This is a genomic window from Microcoleus sp. S28C3 (assembly GCF_036700785.1).
Lineage (GTDB): Bacteria > Cyanobacteriota > Cyanobacteriia > Cyanobacteriales > Microcoleaceae > Microcoleus > Microcoleus asticus.
In genome coordinates this window covers 1-22,528 of the sequence record NZ_JAUBPO010000028.1, presented here as the reverse complement: position 1 = coordinate 22,528, position 22,528 = coordinate 1, and the positions used below count along the sequence as shown (strand labels likewise).

At 43.8% G+C, this 22,528-nt stretch carries 24 protein-coding genes and 1 CRISPR repeat array; of the genes, 13 read left to right on the top strand and 11 right to left on the bottom strand.

The genetic code is table 11. The annotated features are described in order from the left end of the window. Positions 1-12: 12 nt before the first annotated feature. The 4 genes from QUA13_RS10850 to QUA13_RS10835 are packed head-to-tail and all read right to left on the bottom strand — an operon-like array spanning position 13 to position 1,234. A complete protein-coding gene (locus QUA13_RS10850) occupies positions 13-231 on the bottom strand; it encodes a hypothetical protein (RefSeq protein ID WP_333198307.1) in 219 nt (72 codons plus the stop codon). 3 nt (positions 232-234) lie between these two features. Continuing rightward, positions 235-441 carry a hypothetical protein gene (locus QUA13_RS10845; RefSeq protein ID WP_333198306.1) on the bottom strand — a complete coding sequence of 69 codons (207 nt, stop codon included), beginning with the start codon at positions 439-441 and terminating at the stop codon, positions 235-237. Between the two features lie 2 nt (positions 442-443). Next, a complete protein-coding gene (locus tag QUA13_RS10840) occupies positions 444-620 on the bottom strand; it encodes a hypothetical protein (RefSeq protein WP_015179859.1) in 177 nt (58 codons plus the stop codon). After that, on the bottom strand, positions 617-1,234 hold the full coding sequence (locus tag QUA13_RS10835; RefSeq protein WP_333198305.1) for a hypothetical protein: 618 nt from the start codon (positions 1,232-1,234) through the stop codon (positions 617-619). The genes QUA13_RS10840 and QUA13_RS10835 overlap by 4 nt, the downstream gene beginning before the upstream one ends. A 169-nt stretch (positions 1,235-1,403) precedes the next feature. Here QUA13_RS10835 and QUA13_RS10830 point away from each other — a divergent pair, with 169 nt between their 5' ends. The 6 genes from QUA13_RS10830 to QUA13_RS10805 all read left to right on the top strand — a co-directional run bounded on the left by QUA13_RS10830 (position 1,404) and on the right by QUA13_RS10805 (position 7,245). Further along, on the top strand, positions 1,404-1,682 hold the full coding sequence (locus tag QUA13_RS10830; protein WP_333198304.1) for a hypothetical protein: 279 nt from the start codon (positions 1,404-1,406) through the stop codon (positions 1,680-1,682). Between the two features lie 130 nt (positions 1,683-1,812). Further along, entirely contained in the window at positions 1,813-2,448 is a 636-nt protein-coding gene (locus QUA13_RS10825; protein ID WP_333198303.1) for a Uma2 family endonuclease, read from the top strand. Between the two features lie 483 nt (positions 2,449-2,931). Further along, positions 2,932-3,123 carry a hypothetical protein gene (locus QUA13_RS10820; protein WP_333198302.1) on the top strand — a complete coding sequence of 64 codons (192 nt, stop codon included), beginning with the start codon at positions 2,932-2,934 and terminating at the stop codon, positions 3,121-3,123. A 213-nt stretch (positions 3,124-3,336) separates the two neighbouring features. Next, the gene (locus QUA13_RS10815) at positions 3,337-6,750 is read left to right on the top strand and encodes a plasmid replication protein, CyRepA1 family (protein ID WP_333198301.1); all 3,414 of its coding nucleotides are present in this window, start codon (positions 3,337-3,339) and stop codon (positions 6,748-6,750) included. A gap of 76 nt (positions 6,751-6,826) precedes the next feature. Continuing rightward, entirely contained in the window at positions 6,827-7,015 is a 189-nt protein-coding gene (locus tag QUA13_RS10810) for a hypothetical protein (protein WP_333198300.1), read from the top strand. Further along, complete coding sequence (locus tag QUA13_RS10805; protein ID WP_333198299.1) at positions 6,988-7,245, top strand: hypothetical protein; 258 nt, start codon at positions 6,988-6,990, stop codon at positions 7,243-7,245. The genes QUA13_RS10810 and QUA13_RS10805 overlap by 28 nt, the downstream gene beginning before the upstream one ends. A gap of 1,113 nt (positions 7,246-8,358) precedes the next feature. Here the strand turns inward: QUA13_RS10805 and QUA13_RS10800 are convergent. Beyond that, positions 8,359-8,544 carry a hypothetical protein gene (locus tag QUA13_RS10800; RefSeq protein ID WP_333198298.1) on the bottom strand — a complete coding sequence of 62 codons (186 nt, stop codon included), beginning with the start codon at positions 8,542-8,544 and terminating at the stop codon, positions 8,359-8,361. A 480-nt stretch (positions 8,545-9,024) separates the two neighbouring features. Between QUA13_RS10800 and QUA13_RS10795 the strand changes: the two genes are divergently transcribed. The 5 genes from QUA13_RS10795 (at position 9,025) to QUA13_RS10775 (ending at position 13,552) form a co-directional block, all read left to right on the top strand. Beyond that, positions 9,025-9,165 (top strand): hypothetical protein, encoded by a 141-nt coding sequence (locus QUA13_RS10795; protein WP_333198297.1) that lies wholly within the window; start codon positions 9,025-9,027, stop codon positions 9,163-9,165. A gap of 409 nt (positions 9,166-9,574) precedes the next feature. Next, positions 9,575-9,976, top strand: coding sequence for a plasmid mobilization protein (locus QUA13_RS10790; RefSeq protein ID WP_333198296.1), 402 nt, complete (start codon positions 9,575-9,577; stop codon positions 9,974-9,976). A gap of 65 nt (positions 9,977-10,041) precedes the next feature. Next, positions 10,042-11,760, top strand: coding sequence for a relaxase/mobilization nuclease domain-containing protein (locus QUA13_RS10785; RefSeq protein WP_333198295.1), 1,719 nt, complete (start codon positions 10,042-10,044; stop codon positions 11,758-11,760). 974 nt (positions 11,761-12,734) lie between these two features. After that, positions 12,735-12,905, top strand: coding sequence for a hypothetical protein (locus QUA13_RS10780; protein ID WP_333198294.1), 171 nt, complete (start codon positions 12,735-12,737; stop codon positions 12,903-12,905). A 443-nt stretch (positions 12,906-13,348) separates the two neighbouring features. Next, positions 13,349-13,552 (top strand): DUF3606 domain-containing protein, encoded by a 204-nt coding sequence (locus tag QUA13_RS10775; protein WP_333198293.1) that lies wholly within the window; start codon positions 13,349-13,351, stop codon positions 13,550-13,552. 844 nt (positions 13,553-14,396) lie between these two features. Here the strand turns inward: QUA13_RS10775 and QUA13_RS10770 are convergent. The 3 genes from QUA13_RS10770 to QUA13_RS10760 form a co-directional block, all read right to left on the bottom strand. After that, on the bottom strand, positions 14,397-14,999 hold the full coding sequence (locus QUA13_RS10770; protein ID WP_333198292.1) for a tetratricopeptide repeat protein: 603 nt from the start codon (positions 14,997-14,999) through the stop codon (positions 14,397-14,399). A gap of 5 nt (positions 15,000-15,004) precedes the next feature. Continuing rightward, positions 15,005-15,163: a hypothetical protein gene (locus QUA13_RS10765; protein ID WP_333198291.1), complete on the bottom strand. Its 159-nt coding sequence runs from the start codon at positions 15,161-15,163 to the stop codon at positions 15,005-15,007. A gap of 629 nt (positions 15,164-15,792) precedes the next feature. Next, the gene (locus tag QUA13_RS10760) at positions 15,793-16,428 is read right to left on the bottom strand and encodes an adenylate/guanylate cyclase domain-containing protein (protein WP_333198342.1); all 636 of its coding nucleotides are present in this window, start codon (positions 16,426-16,428) and stop codon (positions 15,793-15,795) included. Positions 16,429-16,780: 352 nt separating this feature from the next. On the opposite strand from QUA13_RS10760, the gene QUA13_RS10755 reads away from it, so the two are divergent. Beyond that, positions 16,781-17,680, top strand: a complete 900-nt coding sequence (locus QUA13_RS10755) for a transposase family protein (protein ID WP_333198290.1) — start codon at positions 16,781-16,783, stop codon at positions 17,678-17,680. Positions 17,681-17,992: 312 nt separating this feature from the next. On the opposite strand, the gene QUA13_RS10750 is transcribed toward QUA13_RS10755, so the two are convergent. Then, entirely contained in the window at positions 17,993-19,084 is a 1,092-nt protein-coding gene (locus QUA13_RS10750) for a PIN domain-containing protein (RefSeq protein ID WP_333198289.1), read from the bottom strand. Positions 19,085-19,677: 593 nt separating this feature from the next. Next, positions 19,678-20,369: a CRISPR direct-repeat array (repeat unit 37 nt; unit sequence ATCGCAAAAAACCTAAAACCCTATTAGGGATTGAAAC). Positions 20,370-20,420: 51 nt separating this feature from the next. Between QUA13_RS10750 and QUA13_RS10745 the strand changes: the two genes are divergently transcribed. Continuing rightward, positions 20,421-20,705 (top strand): hypothetical protein, encoded by a 285-nt coding sequence (locus tag QUA13_RS10745; protein WP_333198288.1) that lies wholly within the window; start codon positions 20,421-20,423, stop codon positions 20,703-20,705. A 204-nt stretch (positions 20,706-20,909) separates the two neighbouring features. Here QUA13_RS10745 and QUA13_RS10740 read toward each other — a convergent pair whose 3' ends face one another. Then, a complete protein-coding gene (locus tag QUA13_RS10740) occupies positions 20,910-21,551 on the bottom strand; it encodes a transposase (protein ID WP_333198287.1) in 642 nt (213 codons plus the stop codon). Beyond that, complete coding sequence (locus QUA13_RS10735; protein WP_333109808.1) at positions 21,544-22,047, bottom strand: helix-turn-helix domain-containing protein; 504 nt, start codon at positions 22,045-22,047, stop codon at positions 21,544-21,546. The genes QUA13_RS10740 and QUA13_RS10735 overlap by 8 nt, the downstream gene beginning before the upstream one ends. Positions 22,048-22,528 lie beyond the last annotated feature (481 nt).

The window sequence follows — 22,528 nt, the reverse complement described above, 5'->3', positions numbered from 1 at the left end:
GCTCAATCCCTCCTATTTAGAAACGCTTCCAGCATCATCTGAATTCAGATTAATGCTGTTGTTAATCGTCACGTTGCCGTGAATAATTGTTGGCTCCGAGACTCGCTTTGCGCCGGATTGGTAGCCCGTATCGTACCCAATTGCAAAGACAAGAGTGCCAGCTACAAGCGCACCGCCAACCATTATCTTGGTCAGGTTTTTATCGAAGTCTTTGTCATCATCGTTAAGCATCGTTTAAACCTCCTCAGATTTCACGTCAATTGCCTCGCCATCCTTAGACAAATCCTTGCGTTCCGGCGTTGGTGAAGACTTATGGTTGATGACCGTGCCAGCAATGAAATCACCCTTAATTGTTTCGACGTAATTACCGCCATTCGTATTGATAACCCGTTTTCCAGGTTTGCCGTCTTCAAAAACTACACCGTTAATAATTCGTACCATTTTTAATCCCTCAAACTGTTGACTTGACCGATGACTTCGATACCTTTCGCGTCTGTTATCCCTTCCTCTCGAAGGCTTTGGGCTGCCACTAGAACAGCGTCCTGAGACTTTTTGGCACTGACATTAAACACTCGCGGGGTGTTGCTTTCGCGCTGCACTTTCACTTTGTAAAAGCTCATGATTCAGCCCCCAGCTTCATTGCCCGCAGTTGTGCCAGAACTTCAGCTTGAGCTTTTTGCTCAGCCTGAAACACTGCCAGCGCTCGTGCAGCCCCACGGTTTTGCGCTGCGTTGATTTCAGCATTGTCCAAGTCAGCATCGCGCTGCCCGGCCGCCTGATTTTCGGAAGCAATTTGAGCTAGAAGCTGCTGCACATTTTGATTCAAAGATGCCGAAGCAGAATTTGCATTCTGATTCAATTGGGTGATCCGTCGATCGAGGGCTGGGGTGTATTCCGAGATTGTCAAGGCTCCGGCTGGGGTTGCAGAAGGTGCGATCGGTGTGGCTTCTACCAGTTTGCGGAGTTCGCTGAGTTTTCCCGTGTTGAGCAGCTTGCAGGCATCAAGTGCTAATTGCGAGTATTCAGTGGCTCTGGCAGCCCCACGGCGTAGGGTAGCGAGATTCAATCCGTAAATGCTCTGAAGCTTGGAAATCGATTTTTGTAGGTCAGCTTTGCTCAGGCGCAAAAGGCTCATCATCTGCTGGGCTGAGTACCAGGTTTCCTCAATTTCTGGCTCAGTGCTATCGATTGGCTGGGACTCAACATCAATCACGGCAAGGCTTTCGGGTTTCATAGTGTAGTCTGCCTTAGAAACGATATTTATCGATAAAAACGATTTGTATCGATACTTGTGTTATATTAGCACAGGTAAGGTTCCTGTCAACCCTTGACATACCTGAATTTAAAAACAGTAAGAGCGATAAGGTATAGGAGGTGACGTAACAAACTTTCTAAATATTCTTATGCCTTCCAATAAGCCGCGAGTAACCCTATATTTTGAAAAACAAGAGATGGAAATATTGGAAGCTTGGGCGGGGCAAGAATTTCTGACCGTACCCCAACTAACCCGCGTAGTGGTTAAGCGAGCGATCGCCGAATATCTAAAGCAGCATCCTTTGGAATCTGTCACTAATGCCGATCACCCATCCGACCCGCACCCCACAGAACCGCAGCCAGTCGCAGCAAAGCCCGCAACAGCAGCGAAAGCAAAGCGAGGCAAGGCAAGTAAAGGTGCTAGTTGATGCCTAGTGAATGTCTAGTAAAGGTCTAGCAGCGCTCGTGCTTGGCAAATTCCAAATATGGGGGAAATAAAAAAACCAATTAATGTCTAGCGACTATCTAGCAAATATCTAGCAAAGGAAACAGACAACCATGATCCAAACCCAAACCAAAACAGTCACATTTGATGAGTTTGTTGCCTGGTATCCAGAGAACTCTGTCCGCCACTACGAACTACACAACGGAGTTATTGTCGAAATGCCTAATCCTACAGGAGATCATTCAGACGTTACAAGCTTTATCACCATCAAAGTAGCAGGTGAAATTGAACGTCGCGAATTACCTTACTCCATCCCCGGTCATTGCCTACTTAAACCCGTCCGCGATCGGGCAGGTTATCAGCCAGACGTAATAGTCCTAGACCGAACTGCGGTCATCAACGAGCCACACTGGAAAAAGGAATCTGTTATCACGATGGGCTCTTCGGTACGACTGGCTGTAGAGGTCGTCAGCACGAATTGGCGGGATGATTATTTTCTCAAAGCTTCCGAGTATGAAGAGATGGGCATTCCCGAATACTGGATTGTGGACTATCTCGGTTTGGGCGGTCGCAAGTTCATCGGTCATCCCAAACAACCCACACTTTCGGTTTGCCAGTTGGTAGATGGGGAGTACCAGGTCAAACAGTTGAGGGGGGACGATCGGGTTGAGTCGCTGGCTTTCCCAGAGTTGAGGTTGACTGCCGAGGTGATTTTTCGGGCCGGGATGCCTGCAAGCGGGTTGAGCTAGAACGATGAGGCATTCTGGTGGCGGGCAAAATTGAAGTGATCGCCCGTGGGAGATGTGGCGGCGCGGGCGCGAAGGCTGACTATTTAATAGTTCGTTTACGCCTTATTTGTGGAGGTAAAAGCGTATTTCCATAAAGTGGTAAATAAGGCATATTCTGAGATTCTGCCTTGCTTGCGTCGGTATTCTCAAACCAATTTCCTGACGTTGTTTTGTGTTTGCGAAGCTGCCAAAATACACCATATGCCATAAAAAATCAATAGGCGATCGGCTTATATTTGTATCCCATACATACGCTGGCAAACTATCTTTTTTTGGCAAGGGCGCGAAGGCTCGTCGATCGGCGCTGCATGGATTCTGCGGATTTGCTGCTGTTACTACACAAATTGTGTAAAAATGTGCCAATTCGTGTAGTAAAGCGCAAAAACAATTGACCCAGAAGGGAACTTAAGGTAACGTAAGGTAAGTGAAGCGAGGGAGAAAAAGATGCAGCAGAAAAAAGGAGAGCGAAATATCAAACACGTAACGATGTATACAACCGAATCCGAATATCAACTAATAATGAATAAGGCAGAAATGTTTGATATTTCGGCTTCCAAATTCGCTAAGCAAGCTGTAAAAATGTACATCAAGCATTTAGAGAAGCATCTCCAAGATGCCGAATCTATCGCAGCGTAAGACTTACAGGCATTATTTCCACTCGTTTTTAGTCAAAAAAATCGCTGCACCTGTTGAGAGGCCCAGCAAAAATAAAAATATTTGTAATTTCAATATACCGTACTCTATCTACTGTTGTCAGCAATTTGTCTACAAGTTGCGGACAGAGAGTGAACAGTTTGCGGCCTCTCTTAAATATAGGTGTAGCGGGTCAACCTTCCACGGAACCCCGCTATGGACACCATTGTACCAAATTCAGACAATTTTAGTCAAGATTCATTCCCGAATTCGGCAGGTTTAGATAAGTTTGGCAAAGATTACGCAGAATACGTAAATCAGCGCTGCTATGAGGATGTTGTGGTTCGATCGGGAGTTGCCGAAGACATCTACGATCTGAACTTCCCCTCTGCGATCGGAACTGCTGTATATGAGCCGATTTTCGCCGATAGCGACAAGACCAACAACAGCGGTATCAGTGTAGAGGCAGCCCGGAATCTTGCCCGGTGCGAGGGAAGTAAGGGATATTTCCTTGGCCCAAATTTTTACATACCCTCCGATCTAGCCGGAGGTACAAAAGCAGCCAGAAGCGGGATTATCAAATCAGAGGGAATTTTTCGGCCTGCGGGCCCTGCTGCTGGTGGCTGGATAGCTAATGGTCGCTTTCGCCAACTCACAGGCGCACCGATCGCGTTAGATGAAAAAGGCTCATTGCGTCGGTACCACCAGCCAAAAGGCAAGCCTTTAGAAATTTTCTTCCCCGCTGTTACGGTTCGAGTTGGGAAATTAGTAGCCGAAAAAGCTGGCTTACCCATGCCAGAATTTCCCGTAATTGGATTGGGCGGGGAATGGCTTGGATTTTGGGATTGGGCTGAGAGTAGCGGTTGCCCGATCGTCATCACTGAAGGAGAAAAAAAGGCAGCTTTGCTAGTTAGTCGCGGATACGCGACAATCGGTCTACCAGGAATCACAACCGGTTATAGAGTAACCGAGCGCGGCGAAACCATCACAAAACCCAACGGAACACAATATCAAAAAGCAATTGCCCACGAACTGCACGAAGCGCTTAAACCCTTTGATACCAAAGGACGTATCGTATTTTTTACCTTCGACTACCGTGACGGAAATTGTTTTGAAACCCCAGAATTCAAAGCTGCCAGCACTACATCTCGACTGTTTGCTAACGTTACCTGCAAAATTGCCCTTCTCCCCGGCCCCCATAAAGCGATCGATGATTTTGCTGTGGCAGGCGGTGATGTAGATGCACTTCTATCGGGAGCTAAAGACTACCAGAAGCTAAGGATTGAGGCCCAATGGCGACGCAATCGGCAATATACTCCAGATCGCGCCATTAACTCGCGCTATTTTCACGCCTCCGCACCAGCATCCGGCACAATTACGGGCATTTTAAGTGGTTTAGCGACGGGCAAGACTCAATGGCTCAAAGATATCATTGCCAGTAATCCAGAAGGCAGAATCATCGTTTTAGGGAGTCGAAACGGTCTGCTGCTACAGACAGCCGAGAAATGTGGGTTTTACCATCTCAACGCCCACAACGGTTATCAGATGTTCAAAGACCCCAACGCCCGACTGTGCTTATGTTTTGACTCTTTAATGAAGCTTCCTCCTGAGATTTTTGAGGGGGCAACAATAATTCTTGACGAGGCAGAAAGCGTTCTCAGGCATTTATTGATGAGTTCCACCTTGAGGCGCGATCGGGAAGCTACCAAAGAGCGATTTAGTCAGGGGTGTCAGGATGCCGATCGAATTATCTTACTAGACGGGCACCTCACCGACTATACAGTCTCAATGGTCGCGAAAATTGCCGGGAACAAGCGGGTAATCAAGCATTTGAACGAATACAAGGGAAATTGCCCGAAAGCCCGCGTTTTCGAGACTGAGAGCGGGAAACCAACAGCCGCCGAAAAACAGGCTTTTATCAACCTCATAGAAAACTCCGGTTGCCCCGCAATAGCGACCGATTTTTCTGTGCCGGAAGCTGAAGCCCTTGCCATTACTCTCACAGAGAGATTCGGAAAGGGCTTGCTTATTTGTTCCAAAAACTCGACAGACCCCGATCTGGTTGAATTCCAAACTGACCCAGATGCTTGGATTGAGAAAAATAATCCGGCCTGGATTATCTATACCCCAACTCTTGAAAACGGCATTGACATCAGCATTCTCGAATGGTGTACCGACGTGTTCGGTTTATTCTGCGGGGTTTTGGGTGTAAATTCCTTGATTCAGATGCTGCGGCGCGTAAGGCATCCGCTTAATCAAATTTCCATTCTCTGTCCTGGTTTTGGGCTTCAAAACTCAGATCGCACTTCTTACTATGCCAATCAAATCAACCTTCAAATTCAGTTAAATATTGACATTGAGAAGGGATTATTAGGTGCCGAAGAATATATGGAGGATATCAAGGCCCAACTTGAGCGCCAATACTCAGACCCACTTTTTAAAGCTTATTGCCACTTTGAAGCACAGGAGAATCTAGAGAAATCTGAGCTACGAGAATTTCTCGTGCAAGCTTTGATCGCAGATGGGTACGAAGTCGATCGCCCATCGATCGGGATTGACGAATCAGGGAGGCACATAGAAAACAAAATTCTCTGTAAGGAAAAAGAGGCACAGGAAATTTTCGAGGCTCCTGACATATCCCTAGAGGAAGCACAGGAAATATCCCGCAGCAACAAAGCAAGCTGGCCCGAAAGATGCCAAGCGGAAAAATGCCGACTTAAGACCCAATTACCGGGGATTGAGAATACCGAACTTTGGAATTGGCAATTTGTACACCGGGTCAGGTTTGATGACCGATCGCTCCTAACGCAACTAGAGACAGCGTGGCTCTTCAATAATCCAGAAGATGCAGAATACTTGCAGCGAAGCAAATGGGAGACGGGAAAGCTGGAAAGTTCGCTGTCAGACCATAGCTCCCGCTGGCTCAAGCTTAAGACTCTTAGCGAGCTTAAGCTTAGGCAGTTTTTAGACCCAGATCGCACTTGGTCGGAGGAATCTCCCGAAATCCAGGAGTTTCTGAAATGGGGAAAAAATAAGGATGTTGCAAAAATATTAGGGAATCCCGGCAAGAGCGGCATCAAGTACGTTAACCGACTTTTGAGACTTATCGGCGTGTCGCTAATCAGTCGGCAAACCAGGGGGGAAGGTAAAGATCGACTTTATACCTACCACTACCAGCCTGAAGCCACAACAAAGTTAACAAAAAAAGGCCCCATCCGCGTATGCTCCCTACCCGAAAATTGGCACGAACTTTCTGCCTTGACAGCGGCCAGAATGAGTCAAAAAGTCGAAGCTAAAAAGGCTGCTGCAAAAACGGCTGAAACTTCCGCCCCATATGCTTTAGATGCTGTCATAGATGGTACTGATTTTATTAATACTCAAATAGAACCATCTATGACAAAAACCACCCCAGAAAATACGACGGCGGGCGAGGCTTCGGCAGAGACGGGGCCACCGACAAGTAAAGGCAGAATGGGCTGGGTGTGGCGCTGGGGGCGGGAATGGGTGCGGGCAAGATTCCTTGCCACCACAGACGGCGCTCAGTTGCGAATGCTGATAGAGCAAGTTGGCGGCTGGACTGAAACGCTGGCATGGCCGCATCAAATCCGCTGGGAGGACGCATCATGCTAGAACCTACCCAACAAACAGTCCCGATCGCCCGCACAGCAAGATCCCGCCACCCACGCCGAGTGCTTAGGTTTTATTCGTGCCGCAATTGCCACAGCCGATCGCCCAACAGCTCGTCACGTCGCCGGAATCCTCAAAGAAGTCTGCGAAGCTGGCCACGCCGATCGCACACAAATCTGGCGCGACCTTACCGAATCAGAGCAAACCCAATACCGCGAACTATTGGCCCCGCCGCCAATTGTGCAGAGTTTTGCACGGCGGATTCTAGAAGCTACTGGCTGGCAGTCTCCCGGTGTAGCGGCGGGTGTTGATTGTGACTTGCAGCAGGCGATCGACCGTGGCGAATTTGATGAGGCGGAATTAGTGGCGGTTGTGGGCGATCGGCACTTCCTAGATTTTCAGGAATTGGTCGCGCGTTGCCCAAAATATTTTAGCGAACTCTCCGCACCGTCGATCGAAGCCACCACCAAAAAATTAGCTAATTTTGGTGTGCCCTAAAGTCAGGCAAGTGCAGTATAAAATCAGGCGTTTGCAGTATAAAGTCAGGCGGAAAGCAGGTATTTGTAGGGGCTGCATTTTACCTGCATTTACCTGAAAATATCCTGCAAACGCCTGCAATTTCCTGCCAAATTGCTGCTTTTTTGTGCTGTTCGTGCCTTTGCTTGTTGAGGCTGCTTTTGGCTGTTTAGTTTTGGTAGCAAGCAATGTTTTTGTGATCACAAACCATGATTAATGCGTGCAGAGAAAAAATAATACACCCTCATGAATATTGAGCGTACTGCTTACCCGCAGTTCAAACCTTATTGATATGGAATAAGGAACGACTCGCGAGTCGCTACTGAAGCGTCCATGCCTCAATAAGAGCAGTAAGGTATGGGACAGGGACGGCGAACTAATTTTTTGTGGGAATATATTAGCGATCGCTCTTTACGCCTAGAGATTACTGCCTGTATTAATAAGGTGATGAATTATAACCGCCATTAATAGGTGGAAGTCGAGCGACTGCTGTAAACCGACCGACTGCTGTAAACCGAGTCAGGCGGTAAATTTTTATCCGACTTTCAAGCTCGCTCGGACAATAACTGTTTAGCCGATTGCTTCATCGCGAGTCCGACAACAGCAATTTATGCGACTGTCAAGGCTGACATAACGGCTGCTACGCTGCCAAATTTTTCGCACTTGCTCAACTTGATTTTTAATTCAATTTAGATAACGGCTACTGTGTTGCCAATTTTCTCACACTTGCTCAACTTGATTTTTTATTCAATTCCGATGCCGGAACTTGACTATTAAGTCAATTCAGTTTTTGTTAAAAACGCTAAAAAATTAGCTAATTGTTGCGTCAGCTAAAGTCAGGCATTTGCAGTATAAAGTCAGGCGTTTGCAGTATAAAGTCAGGCAAGTGCAGGTATTTGCAGGGACTGCACTTTACCTGCATTTACCTGAAAATATCCTGCAAATGCCTGATTTTTTCGGTCAAATTGCTGTTTTTTTGTGCAAGGACTGCCTTAGCTTGTTGAGGCTGGTTATGGCTGTTCTCTCTCGGTAGCAAGCAATGGTTTTGTGATCACAAACCTGACTTTTACGCGCAGAAACAAAAACAATGCACCCTCATGAATGCGGTAATCCTAAGTGCAAGGCGATCGCGCTCTTGCTAGCTGTCGGACGAACGATAATCACAGCGAGCATCGACTTGATAGGGTCAATGGGGAGCCAGTGGTAGCGAATTACAGGCTGATTCGGATATTCGAGTAAGGGCAGCGGAGTCGAGTCGCGAGTTGTAGTTTTTAAAGTCAAAATAATTCAAATCACACAAAGGTTTGGCTTTGAATCGATCGCCGTGCAGCTATCGCCACAAACACCTAAAAACTAGGGATGGAGTGTCAGGGGGCTTAATTTTACCCGATATCCAACTGTGCTGATTGCTCATACTATTGTGGCGGCTTTTGCTTTGACTACAAAATTTACTGGCTTGCCGAAGTAACGCTATTAGCATTCTGGCAGCAAAAAAATATTGAGGCACTTCGCTTTTTTGTACAAAAGTGCGGTAGCACTGCATTCAATAAAGCCAAACAAACTGAACTGCAACTCTTGCTAGAAAACGGCTACCACTTTTGAGCCTCTGCTACAATTCCTTGAATTGGGAGTGCAGAGTTTGCTGTTAAATTATTAAATTGATATTAAGTGTACCGTCACGGTAAAAAACCTCAAAATTAACTTTTTGAGACTGGCTTTTCATGATTTTTTTTGCATAAATTTGAGTTTTTGTGAGTTTTCATGAGTAAAACTATACAAGCTCAGCTTGAACTATTAGCTGAAGTCGAAGCAGTATTTGCAGCAAAAAACTCACAAAAACTCACAAAAACTCAAATTTATGCAAGCTGGGAAACCAAGGAAAAGAGCAGGGATGAGCGATAGCAAGCAATGTTTTTGCGATCGCAAACCTGACTTTTACGTGCAGAAAGAGAAATAATGCACCCTCCTTTTACGGAAGCCTAACCGTAAGGTCGGGTTTAATACTTTCTTTAGCTTTAATGACAATTGTAACTATTTGTACTACGATTTAAGCTGAATATTATACAATCATAAGAAATTAGAGGGAGAAAATGCTTCAAAAGCAATTCAACAAGCTCATCACTTATTCAAGTGCGATCGCACCTAAACCAACTTTTTATACAAATAAAGGAAATTATCGTCAGTCTCTACGTTAATAAACTGTCTAAATAGCCCTCTCCAATTGGGGGAGATAAATTCACCTGAATAGCGCTTGTCGATTACAGTTATTAACTTGTATCTTGGCTCATAGTGTGATTCCTGATTAAAAGCTATGAAAACTTTACTGAAAGCAAGACCCAGAGAACGGCTATCAAACCATATCCACATTCGCCTAACAGACTCGGATTATAGCCAAATTCAAACATTAGCGAACCAAGTAAATTTGAGTATGAGCGACTTCATCCGTCGTGCAGCATTGAAGAGAGCAATGCCACGCCCTCTAGCTGCATTTGACTTAAAAGCCTATCAAGTTTTATGCAAGATGGATGCCCAATTGAGAATTGCAGGAAACAACCTCAATCAGATGGCTAAAGCTTGCAATAGTGCTGTGGCATTGGGAGAACCAGTGGTTGTCAATACAGGACTCTTAGAAAGCGTACAGCAACTCATTCGAGAAAACGGGAAGGCAATTAAAACAATAGTTGCAAACTTCGCCAAATCTACAGTACGCTAATTATTAACAAGCCTGGGCTTTACCGCCTGAGCAATCGATGCTGTGAAACTGACACCTTTTCGGTTATGATTGGCAAACAAATCAAAGGTACAGGCTTTCGAGGCTGTCTGAACTACGTGCTGGGCAAAAAAGAAGCCACTCTAATTGGCGGTACTATGTGCGGACAAACACCTGAAGAATTGGCTGCTGAATTTGCGATCGCCCGACAACTAAGACCTAACCTGAAAGTAGCAGTTTTTCACGCCACTTTATCTGTTGCAAGCACCGAAAAACTAGAAGATTCTGAAGAAAATGACCAGCGCTGGCTAGCCATCGCAGCCAACTACATGAAAGCGATGGAATTTGACAACAACCAATACGCAGTTGTCAAGCACAGCGATACAGAACACGACCACATTCACATTGTCGCCAGTCGCATTCGCCTAGATGGAAGTGTTGTTGATGATAGCTGGGATTACTACAAAAGCCAAGAAGTAATTCGCCAGCTTGAACGAGACTACAATTTAGAAACTATTGCACCCAGTTGGGAAATAGATAAGCGAGCTCAGACTACAGGAGAACACAGGCAATTAAAAAGCAAGGGAAACAAGAGTGTCAGAGTGCAATTGCAAGACCTAATTGATGAAGTTACTCAAGACAACCCAAGTATGCCAGAATTAGTTGAGCGGTTGCAGCAACAAGGTGTAGAGGTGCAAGTCAGGCTAACTCGAACTGGCTTCAGTAAAGGCATTTCTTACAATTTAGATGGGGTAGCTTTAAGTGGCACTCAGTTGGGTAAAGCCTACACTTTTTGTGGATTGCAGAAGCATCGAGGCGTTAGCTATGACAAAGGGCGAGATAATGCGCTAATTGAGGCTTTAATGCAGCCACAACACTTAGCGAACGCCCCTGGCGAGGCAGAGGAAAACGAGCTAGAGTCGTCACACTTCGAGTTAGTAGCAGGCGCACCTGGAACTCCTGCAAGAGCAAATGAGTTAGGGTTGTCACAATCTGAGCTAGCAGCAACCGCACCTGCAACGAGTGCAACAGCAAATGAGTTAGAGTTGTCACAATCTGAGCTAGCAGCAACCGCACCTGCAACGAGTGCAACAGCAAATGAGTTAGGGTTGTCACAATCTGAGCTAGCAGCAACCGTACCTGGAACGAGTGCAACAGCAAATGAGTTAGAGTTACAACTGTCAATCCTGCCTGAAAGGAATGAAACTGAGTGGCAAAAAGTGCGATCGCATCTAGCAGTTGAGTACAGTTTGCCTTTAGAATTGCTTAATTTATTGCACTCTCATTCTTGGCTGTATGCCGGTTCAGAAAAGGCTGTATTTACGGCACGGACGCTTGAGGGGGAAGCCAGCTTCGCTTTTGTTCTAGATGAAAGAGGCAACTTTACTACAACCCATCCCCTGTCATCTGAAGCTGCTTTCTGGGTAGCCACTACTGGAGAAATTGAGCGAGCTGTGATTGCTTGTAACCCAATCGAAGCTCTTTCAATTTTGCTTATTGAACAGGATAACTCTACAACAGTACCAGTGACACTTTACCTAGGAATTGAACGAGCTTCACAACTGCCTATAGAATTCTTACAAGAACTCGATAGCGTTATTATAGCGATCGCAGAAGATTCTCACCTCGCTCGAAATGCGCGATCGTTGCTGCCGGATGCAGAACTTGTCAATCCACAGTCAAGTTGGAATGATATCTGGATACAATTAATTGAGCAAGAACAGCCAACTCACAAACAAAATAACCAACCGTATAAACGGCACACCCAAGATTTTGAATTGGATTAGCTTTTACAGCTTAAAAAATTGATACGACTTACGCAACTGAGAAATTTTTAGACTATCTGTGGCGTAAGGTGCTCCGTGCGCGGCATACAGATAGAGCCTCTACGTAAGTCCTGTTGACTGTGGTTTAAGCAAGCAAAACGCTAGCTAAAAAAAATTCTAATTGCGACATTAATTACTGATACCGCTGCCAATAATTATTATTGGTGTTCCAATCTATTTGTCAACAATTTTCGCTGCACATACAGCTTTCGCGAACATTGCGGTGCATCCGGCTATCGCCGTTACTCCCTAAAAAATCAAGTCGCGATCGTGGTCAGGGAGTAAATTTTTATCCGACTGTCAAGCTTGATCAGACAACAACTGTTTAGCCGATTGCAAAGCGCGAGTCCGACAACAGCAATTTATGCAATTGTCAAGGCTGACATAACGGCTGCTGTGTTGCCAATTTTCTCATACTCTTAAATTTGATTTTTAATTCAATTTACATACTGTAACTTGACTATTAAGTCAATTCACTTGTTGTTAAAAAGGCTAAAAATTAGCTAATTTCTGTGTGTCCTAAAGTCAGGCATTTGCAGTATAAAGTCAGGCATTTGCAGTATAAAATCAGTGAGATTACAGGCATTTGCAGGGGCTGTATTCTACCTGCAAATGCCTGTAAATATCCTGCAAATGCCTGCAATTTTCTGCCAAATTGCTGCTTTTTTGTGCTGTTCGTGTGTTGACCTGTTGGGACTGGTTATGGCTGTTTAGTTTTGGTAGCAAGCAATGTTTTTGTCCGTACAAACCAGACTTTTACGTGCAGAGATAAAATAATGCACCCTTATGAATGGGGCATCATAGATGTTAAGTAGCTTGATTTTTACCCGATATTCGACTGTGCCGATTGCTCACATTACTCCTGTTGTTGTGACAACTTCGTAGCAGCACTGGCGTCAATTCCTGCCGTCACACCTGGGTATCGAGCGATCGGCTTGAGCGACAGCTCGATCGCCCATGACGGAGCTCATAGAATCAAACAGACGAGCGGCTACCCATCTCGCGCCGTAGCTTCAGCTATTGAGGAGGATTTTGCGGAGGCAACCGACGCGGGTCTTTCTTGCATCGGTCGATATTGTGGCGATAGTTGGCAAGACGCAATTTGAAGAGTTTAAGCAGCTAAAAGGTGAGGGGCAATCTCATAAAAACGCATAAAAACGTATATTGCTGAAAGTTTTCCTAGGTCTGCCGCTCTTTGATTTTTCCTTGCTGACCACGGAGAAACCAGGAGCGATCGGCTTGTTGGATAGCCTGATCGCCCTTAGTTGATTATCCGCTAAATGGATAGCGAATAAGAAATTACTATTTCTATAAACGGATAGGCGGGAAACTACACTATCCCCGCCTAGGACTTGGAACCGTTGCCGCTAAATCAGGATATTGATTTATGCTGAGCTAGCTTTTGGGTGTGGCGTGTTAGGTATTTATAAGAACAGTTTGAACGCGGCAACTTTTGGTTTACCCGCGCTGATAAAATTTGGGGTCAGTCAGCTTGGAAGGTTGAAAAAATTGTGTTAGAATAAAAACATAAATTTATCAAGACCAAAAAATGTCAGACGATAAGAACCGTAAAGGCCCTGAAGACCCAAATAGAATTAATCTCAACCAACCGTATGAGGTTCGTTATTGGACTAAAGAATTAAGTATAAATGAAGAATCGCTAAGAAGTGCTGTTGGTGAAGTTGGGGTTATGGTTGTGTCGGTAAGAGCTTGGCTTAAACGACCTGAAAATAGTTGGCGAATTGTTAATTAGGTTCAGAAATAGCGAAGTTGACATCAGTTGCAAAGTAACAGTTTAAACCTTTGCTAGATAATGATTTGAGCGTTTATCTCTTTTTTATTTAGGTCGGGAAAACCTTAAAATCCTATCAGGGATTGAAACCCCGCTTCGAGGAAGGCTAAGATGCACGAAAAAGGTCAGAAAAACTCGATATCCCTGCCTAACCTTACCCTGCTACTTCTACCCCCTCGGGTTGCACCCTGAAGCGATCGCCTTTTGCGACCTAACATCCCAAATCTAAAATCTAAAATCCAATCGCGAACACTCTAGGTTCTGCCCCGAAAGCTATATTGTTGAGACTGATTTTTGTTACAAGATGTTTGGTAAGGATTCAGGTCACTGAACTCCTTGCTGGGCAAAGACTTTAGATATGGAGCTTGATACTAAATCAATCTCTATTCTCAATAAACCGCGAAAAACTGTCACTTCTCCTCGTTTATTGACAATTAACCGCGAAAGACAAAAACCCTTATTTTGCCCTAAAACCCTTGCCAGATAAGCGTTGGAGCCGCAAGTTTTTAGACCTGAATCCTTACGATGTTTGATGCACCGACTGGGAAATAGAAGGATTTTGATGAAGCTTTCGCGGTTTCAAGTCATAGATGGGGATAACTCTATTTTCCCGCCTAAAGCTTACAACACTTACACATTCATGGTGCGGAATGTGGGTTACATAGATCGGATGCGTTTTTTACACCCTCAACTGTCACCTCTTGTGAAAGACAGCTTTAATTTCTCGCGCGATCACCAACCACTGCTGAGCGTACTCGATGGCTTTGGCGTAGTCGCCGAGGGAAGTGTAAGCATTTCCCAGAACTCAGCAAGCATCCGCCGCGCTTTCGTAGTCTTTAATTTCTCGGGCGATCGCCAACCACTGCTGAGCGTACTCGATGGCTTTGGCGTAGTCGCCGAGGGAAGTGTAAGCATTTCCCAGAGCTTCCAGAGCTTCCGCCTCGGTATAGAGGTCGTTAATTTTTCGGGCGATCACCAATGACTGCTGTTGGTAGTCGATGGCTTTGGCGTAGTCGCCGAGGGAAGTGTAAGCCCTTCCCAAATTTCCCAGAACCCGCACCTCGATTTGGCGGTCTTTAATTTCTCGGGCGATCACCAATGACTGCTGTTGATAGTCGATGGCTTTAGCGTAGTCGCAGAAGGAAGTGTAAGCACTTCCCAGATTTTCCAGAGCCCAACACACCCATTTGAGGTCTTTACTTTCTCGGGCGATTACCAATGACTGCTGGTGATAGTCGAGGGCTTTGGCGTCGTCGTTGAGGGAAAGGTAAGTATTTCCCAGACTTCCCAGCTCCCAACACAAAGGGATTTGGCAGTCTTTACTTTCTCGGGCGATTACTAACCGCTTCTCAGCCGAGTCTATGGCTTTGACCTCGTAGTCGCCGAGGTTATCGTAAGCATTTTTCATATCTCTCAGAGTCTTTCCCTCGCTTCGGTGGTCGTCATAATTGCCCCGACTTCGAATTCTAATAAATATTCTAGATCGCGAATTTCAGAATATTTTTTATTCTTGTTGGACTCTCTAGGTTTTGAAACTTGAGCATTTTTTTTAGGCAACGGTGCATCAGGCATTTTGACACCTCAAGAGCTAGCGACATTCTAACTTTTGTGGCGATCTTAGAGAGTAGGGTACTAAGTAAGACAAGATGTAAGACAAGTAAGACACCCCAACACACGACAAAGCAGATTTATCCATAACATTTACACCTAAATTAGGCGTACACCTAAATTAGGCGAGCTGACAATGTTGGCATCAAACCTATACGGGGTAAAGTGTTAAGCGTTTTTAGATGTTTAGATTTTTGGTATTGGATTTTAGATTCTAGATTTCAAGTTTCAAGTTCAAATATTTAATTGTCAAATTTTTTAAAAACTGAGAGAAACACAAAATTTCAAATCCATATAGCTCTTATACGATGTTCACGAGGAAATCCCCCGGCGATCGCAACGAAGATTGTAGATTGCAGCCGATGGCAACCCAAAGCGAGTTATACAATGTTCACGCCCAAAAAAGTTTTGGAGCGGAACGAAGTTGGTACTTCCTAGCCATCGGCAGAGGGGAGTGCTGGATGAGATGTGAGGCTAGGCGAGTTATTAGTATCTCAAACTCGCGTTATCCCGCACGACATGGCACAGATTCCACAGTTTTTGGACAATATCAGTTGTTGGGGTCATAAAGCAAAATTTTGGCTCGACAAAAATTAAGCATTCAATCCAATCAACTCATAAACCTTGAATGGGTTTCCTTCAGGTTTCAGTTGGGTCAAGTCTCTTTCTCTCACCTGAACATACTCCACACAACTTTCATACGTCTTTTGACCAATCAAAATGTCGCAGCCATATGGGTGCGCTTGTTGACTCAGGTGATTAGCCACATTCACCCCATGCCCCACAACAGTGAAGTCCATTCGTCGGGAGGAACCAACATTACCGCAGAAAACACGATCTGTATTGATGCCGATTCCTATCCTCAGCGGATGTTGCTCTTCTGGGAACCAGGAACTGTTGATTTCTGGTAGTCGCTCTCGCATTGCCAATGCCGCTTTAATTGCCATCAGCGCATGGTCTTCTAAGGGCAGTGGTGAATTAAAAACTGCCATAATCGTCGAATCAATGTATTTGTCTACTGTGCCTCGATGATCGAAAATGGTTCCCACCATCACTTCAAAATAGTGGTGAAACAGCTCGACGCGAGTTTCTACTTCCATTTGCTGAGTTAAGCGCTCAGCTCCATAAAGATTTGTAAACAAAATAGAAACTTCTTTCTCTCCATCATTGGGGAGAAAGTTTTTCAGTTTTTCCAGTAATTCACCAAACTCATCATATTCATTCGGCATATCGCCCAAGGGTACGTTTTATAGATGGAGCACTAACTGATATTCTGCCAAAGCTGATCGCGGATGTCCGTTAAGAGCCACTCTAACTGACTGTTAAATTGCCGTTATAAATACTTATTCCCCCAACCCAACCACTAGAAGCACTACAGATTCATCAGGATATATGGATATCCTGACGTAGCTGCAACAGTTGTGGGTGTTAGGTATTTATAAAACCTGTTATAGAGAGTGTATACAGTGTAAACAATAAATCATTGCCAGAATTTAGCGATCGCTAATTAGACCTCTCCAAAATTTTTATTTTGTGCTAAACTTGAATAAATATCGTAAAATTAGTAAAAATTTTAAGTTAATGAGCCTGATATTAGAGTACCTAGAAAAACACCCCAAAGAAGCCAAACGGTTAATCGGAATCACTGCGGTTCAATTTCAGGATTTATGCAGTCATGCTGAAATTTTGTCGCAGCAAAAATCCGAGCAAGTTGAGATTAATAAAATTCGGATTAATCGGAAAGGAGCCGGATGTAAACCGAAGCTTTCCATCAAAGAACAAGTGCTGTTAACTCTAGTTTATTTGTCACAACTTCATACTTTTCAATATTTAGGGATTCAATTTGAAGTTAGCGAGTCTACAGCCCATAATATTTTTCATAAATGGGTAAAAATTTTGGGAGAATTACTACCAGCGACGCTGCTGGAACAATTCAAAAAAAAAGAGAGCAATTACGAATTAATTAAAGAAATATTGACGCAATATGAATTAATAGTAGATAGCGCCGAACAGCATATAGAGAGACCATCAGACTACCAAGAACAGAAAAAGTTTTATTCAGGAAAGAAGAAAGCTCATACGAGAAAAAATCAATTTATTGTTTTACCTGAAGGAAAAGATATCGTTGATATTAAAGTAGGCGACCCCGGTCCCAAAAGCGATATTAATCAATTTAAAGAACGACAAAAAGAATTTAGTAAATCCCAAAATTTTAGAGGAGATAAAGCTTATATAGGAGCAGAAAAAATGTCTACTCCTCAGAAAAAACCGAAAAATGGTGAATTAACGGAGCAGCAAAAAGAGCAGAATAAAAAATCTGCACAGCAACGTATTTATGTGGAACATATGATTAGATTAGTGAAAATATTCCGCATCGCAAAAGAAAGATTTAGACTGAGACCAGAGAGTTATAACAAAGTTATTTTAATTGTGTGTGGATTAGTAAGACTCCGCATAGGAGCTTTAGTTCTTTCGAGTTAATATGGTGAGTAAATCAACTGGATAAAATTAGTATTCAACCTCCTATAATTGAGCAAGTTTTCAACAATAAATGCTGAAAACCCTTATAATTCCGTTCTTTGAGCTGGCCATTAAAAAGTAATGAAAAACTGCTCTCATCCGCTCTGACAAAAGATTTCGCAATTCTTGGAGAGGTCTATTGTGTTAGGGGGGAAGCTACGGCGGTTGGCAGCCCTCCTGACCGCGTTACTGGAACACTAGAGTGCCGTAACCATACAAAAGGTGGCTTACGCCCTAGCTCGTTGAATCTATATTCCCGATAATCTTGCGTTGCTATTCCTCCTGAGGCTCTATATTTCCAAGAAGCTTGCGTTGTCGCTCTTCTTGCTGGGACTCTATATTTCCAAAAAGCTTGCGTTGCCGCTCTTCTTGCTGGGACTCTATATTTCCAAAAAGCTTGCGTTGCCGCTCTTGTTCCAGTGACTGTATACTTCCAAAAAACTTGCGTCGTCGCTCTTGTTCCAGTGACTGTATATTTTCTAGTGACTGTATACTTCCAAAAAACTTGCGTCGTCGCTCTTCTTCCTGGGACTGTAGATTTTCCAACATCCTAAATAAGTTGTTGGGTAACTGAGTTAGAGGTGGTAGTAAGTTTTCTGCTCTTTCGATCTCTTCTACCTCTTCCGAAGTCAAAGGCTGTTCAACTTTCACTCCTGTTTTGTCAACAAAATCCTGTATGCCATTAACAAGATCTACAAAAAGAGAGACTTCAGGTTCAGATGCAACAGTACAGAGTTCGTTGTAGAGGAAACAGTTTAGGAAACCTTTGCCCGCATAGGTTGTACCATAGTCAGGGTCTTTGGAAATGATCCATAACCGTTTCTTTCCTTGGAAATGGGTAAGAATTTGCTCCCAGTTCAGTTGATCGCCTATCGAATTGTTTTTTCCTGGCGGATTGCCCAGTTCCTTACGCTCCCTCGCTTTTTGCAATTCTTTGCGAGAATGAGAGACAGCATTGGCAAAGATTGGAGAGAGCGCTTTAGATACTTCGTCTTCTGAGTGACTGATTTCTTTCATGATATTAAGTCCCCAAATACCAACTTCAATGTTCATTTCATCAATCTTTTTCTTGATGTTCTCTTTTTGCTGATGGATGCCTTGCTGCTGAGCAGTATAGTTGGTAGACAAGTGATCTGGTAAGCCAAAACCTGGAATATTTCGTTCCTTACATATATCCTGCAAAAATTTTGCTGCTTCGTTAATTTTATTACGTTGGACTTCACTAACTACCTGTTGCGTTATGAAGATGTATTCTGCTTGTTCTCTTAGTGCCCCAAGTAACTTCTTACTTTCCTTACTAGGTAGACGATACAAGTCAAGGTATTTGTTAGTATCAATGAATAGCAATGAATTATTTACTGACATAACTTTTTCTACATATATGATAAAGTTAATTCATTTCATCAAAGCAGCAATATACACAGTTGTCAATAGAATACTCGTTGTTACCACAAAAGATACATTTTTCCCCGTCTAACCTCTAGCGGGATTTTTTCGATGGGCTGCTAAATTTTTGTTGGAACGAAAAGGCTGGTTTCAGACCGTTGGAAAAATCCCGCCATACCGTCCGCAAGGACACCCACAGCCGTGTGTCACGCGCTTGATATCGCAGTGTCTTACACTTGTCTAACATATATCTTACACTTATCTAGCATATGTCTAGCATTATCTAGGCTTATCCCCGCCTAGCCGCAGCATTTCCAAGTTTGACCCATAAGTATCACTTCCGTGAATAGGTAGGTGTCATTTTTTTCTACTCAAACTCATATGCAGTAAGAGCTTGATGGCGTTTATTTGAAAAAACCATTCACGGAAAACCTGTAAGCTTTACAGGAGAAGCTTTTGGAATGTATGAAAGTTTGGGTATTGACAAGCTGAAGGCTGGAATGGTACTCTTGTTTTAGATTCACGGAACTGCACCTTGAAAACTAAATACAGCAAGTCTTTTGGAACGAGCTATCGCAAAAAACCTAAAACCCTATTAGGGATTGAAACTATCTCGGAATAAGTTATGTGTTTTTCTAGATATATCGAAAAAAACCTAAAACCCTATTAGGGATTGAAACAAGTAATAAGAATGGCTAGAACGTCCACCAGTGTTGCATCGCAAAAAACCTAAAATCCTATTAGGGATTGAAACTTCATTTCATAGCTCTGCTTCCCATTATTTAGTTGTATCGCAAAAAACCTAAAACCCTATTAGGGATTGAAACATCGTTCGTACCCAGAATTTCACCGACGACTTCGTATCGCAAAAAACCTAAAACCCTATTAGGGATTGAAACAGGTAGCCAAAGGCCACGCAGAGAATGTCAAGCTGATCGCAAAAAACCTAAAACCCTATTAGGGATTGAAACTCAATAATAAAAGACTCATCATCAATATGAGTGAACATCGCAAAAAACCTAAAACCCTATTAGGGATTGAAACACTAAGATTCCATTCTTTTGCGCTTTGTATCGATTAGAATCGCAAAAAACCTAAAACCCTATTAGGGATTGAAACATCTCAGGGACGTTGATGATGATGCCCTTTGGGAATCGCAAAAAACCTAAAACCCTATTAGGGATTGAAACTGCTGGTATTCGGGCAAACCGTGAACGACAGCTTCAGGTCGCAAAAAACTTAAAACTCTATTAGGGATTAAATAAATATCCCCCCCTAACCCCTAGCGGGATTTTTTCGACGGGCTGCTAAATTTTTGCTGAAACAAAAAAGCTGGTTTCAGACCGTCGGAAAAATAGCCACCACCCCTGCCGATTTCTGCGGTGTAAGCACACCCACTGTTAGCAAGTACCGTAAGCGCTTACAGTCAGAGGGCGTTTTGCCAGAAATAAGTGAGCCAACTGACAAGAGCGGCCGCAAACTCAACACCGGGAACATTAGCACAAAAGCCAACCATAAAGAGAAAATTCTCAAAATTGCCAGCGAGATGGATAGAGACGAAATAGAGGAAATTATTGAACTACTAGAGGCACTGCTTTAAAAGCGCAACCGGGTGCGCTTCTGTCAGAGAATAATTACAACTTGTCCAGTAACTTGTCCACCGAGTCACTGGACAAGTTGAGCTTTATTCGATCGCGCTCTTTCAGCTAGTACAGCTCGGCGTAAATACACAGACTATTAGACCGCCAAGACTTTACCCTTATATGTCCACTTAAAAGGCTTTGCCATTGTTTGATTAAAGTAGTTAATAAAATTGAGGATGCGATTTTTCAGATCGTACTGACTGGTGAAACTTGCTATGCTTGAGTAATTTCCGCACTAAAATGCTGAACCAAATCTCTATTTGATTAAGCCACGAAGAATGTTTTGGCGTGTAGTGGAAAACAATTTGATGTGTTGGGTCACTTAAAAAAACAGCACGAGATTTCATGGATTGAAGTATGCCGCTTTTTCCCTTAATACCGAGGTCGATATCTAAGCCTTCTTTTTCTGCGACCAAACGCACCAATGATTCAGATTGGTGAGTATTCAGACAATCCATAATCAGATGCCATTTTTGGGCATCGGGGTCAGTTTCAATGATGTGACGAATATTCAGTACAAAATCGGATTCTTTTCTCGAATCTCCGCAAGTTGGCTCGATAATCTTACCATTCGCAATATTGAAATTCGCTATCAAGGTCTGCGTGCCATGACGAATATATTCAAACTCTCTTCTTGCAACTTTTGCGGGTCGCATTGGTAAGTCTTTTTCGAGACGCTCAATGGCTTGAATTCCTGTCATCTCATCAACCGATATAGTGTGTTCTCCATTTTGACTGCGTTCAATCGCAGTCAGATATAAGCCTGTAATATCTTTAACTTTTGCATCAAATTCTTCATCCACAGGGGGGGGTTAACCAGTAGCGCGAGGCGTGTGGTTTAAGTTCTGCTTCTTCTAGTAATCTGCCAACATGGCGGACTGATATACTTTCAATAATGCCTTGAAACATGATTTCCTCCGCCAGTTCTCTCGCCGTCCAATGACTTATTGGTCGTCCATAATCGGACGGTGAGGAACAGGCAAGTGCAAATAACTCAGTTACTTGTTCCATGGTAAATTTTACTGGTGCGCCAACACGCTCTTGATCTTGCAATCTTTGCAAAATCGATAAGTCTTTTCCCTCGCTTTCCAACCATCGGTTTCGCCATAAGCGAGCCATCTGTCGGTTAATCTCTAGGCTTCGGGCTATTTCACGATGGTTTTGACCATCTGATGCCATGAGAATTATTTTGGCTCGTAGCACTAGCTGTTGGGGCGTTTTGTGTTTGTCGATCAACTTCTGAAGTTGATGACGCTCGCCATCGCTTAAATTTAATATTTTAGGCATTAATAAGGCCATCTCTGACTCCTCGATCACCCACCTAAACGGGTCTCAGCTAACTATGTTATTCTACCACAAATATAGTCTGTGTACTTACGCCGAGCTGTACTAGTCGGTTAGCGGAGTGAAGGGCGATCGGGCAAACCGATTAAATCCCCGAACAGCGCCGGAGGAGCCGTTCAGGCTCTAGCTCGTTAGATCGAGTTTTTCCGCCAGCAGAACAATAAAGCTAGGCGGGCATACCCAAAAATCCCGGCCTACGACTTGTAGCCTTTACAACTCCATCAGGATACAAGTAATTCCTAAAATCCCTCAAAACTTTAGGTCGTTAGGGAGAACTAGAATAGCTGAGGACAAGTATACGTACCCTAATTAACTGCAAAAGATAGGGTTTTAATATAGATTTTGCATATGTCTTAGACGTATCGGCTCAATAAGTAGGGGTAGCAGTTATTCTAGTTGCCAAGACAAGCCCAAGGGATGAAGAGAAGATTTTTCG

Coding starts and splice junctions, on each gene's coding strand:
- QUA13_RS10850 (WP_333198307.1), bottom strand. CDS start 231: ATGCTTAACGATGATGACAAAGACTTCGATAAAAACCTGACCAAGATA.
- QUA13_RS10845 (WP_333198306.1), bottom strand. CDS start 441: ATGGTACGAATTATTAACGGTGTAGTTTTTGAAGACGGCAAACCTGGA.
- QUA13_RS10840 (WP_015179859.1), bottom strand. CDS start 620: ATGAGCTTTTACAAAGTGAAAGTGCAGCGCGAAAGCAACACCCCGCGA.
- QUA13_RS10835 (WP_333198305.1), bottom strand. CDS start 1,234: ATGAAACCCGAAAGCCTTGCCGTGATTGATGTTGAGTCCCAGCCAATC.
- QUA13_RS10830 (WP_333198304.1), top strand. CDS start 1,404: ATGCCTTCCAATAAGCCGCGAGTAACCCTATATTTTGAAAAACAAGAG.
- QUA13_RS10825 (WP_333198303.1), top strand. CDS start 1,813: ATGATCCAAACCCAAACCAAAACAGTCACATTTGATGAGTTTGTTGCC.
- QUA13_RS10820 (WP_333198302.1), top strand. CDS start 2,932: ATGCAGCAGAAAAAAGGAGAGCGAAATATCAAACACGTAACGATGTAT.
- QUA13_RS10815 (WP_333198301.1), top strand. CDS start 3,337: ATGGACACCATTGTACCAAATTCAGACAATTTTAGTCAAGATTCATTC.
- QUA13_RS10795 (WP_333198297.1), top strand. CDS start 9,025: ATGAGTAAAACTATACAAGCTCAGCTTGAACTATTAGCTGAAGTCGAA.
- QUA13_RS10790 (WP_333198296.1), top strand. CDS start 9,575: ATGAAAACTTTACTGAAAGCAAGACCCAGAGAACGGCTATCAAACCAT.
- QUA13_RS10785 (WP_333198295.1), top strand. CDS start 10,042: ATGATTGGCAAACAAATCAAAGGTACAGGCTTTCGAGGCTGTCTGAAC.
- QUA13_RS10775 (WP_333198293.1), top strand. CDS start 13,349: ATGTCAGACGATAAGAACCGTAAAGGCCCTGAAGACCCAAATAGAATT.
- QUA13_RS10770 (WP_333198292.1), bottom strand. CDS start 14,999: ATGAAAAATGCTTACGATAACCTCGGCGACTACGAGGTCAAAGCCATA.
- QUA13_RS10765 (WP_333198291.1), bottom strand. CDS start 15,163: ATGCCTGATGCACCGTTGCCTAAAAAAAATGCTCAAGTTTCAAAACCT.
- QUA13_RS10760 (WP_333198342.1), bottom strand. CDS start 16,428: ATGCCGAATGAATATGATGAGTTTGGTGAATTACTGGAAAAACTGAAA.
- QUA13_RS10755 (WP_333198290.1), top strand. CDS start 16,781: ATGAGCCTGATATTAGAGTACCTAGAAAAACACCCCAAAGAAGCCAAA.
- QUA13_RS10750 (WP_333198289.1), bottom strand. CDS start 19,084: ATGTCAGTAAATAATTCATTGCTATTCATTGATACTAACAAATACCTT.
- QUA13_RS10735 (WP_333109808.1), bottom strand. CDS start 22,047: ATGGCCTTATTAATGCCTAAAATATTAAATTTAAGCGATGGCGAGCGT.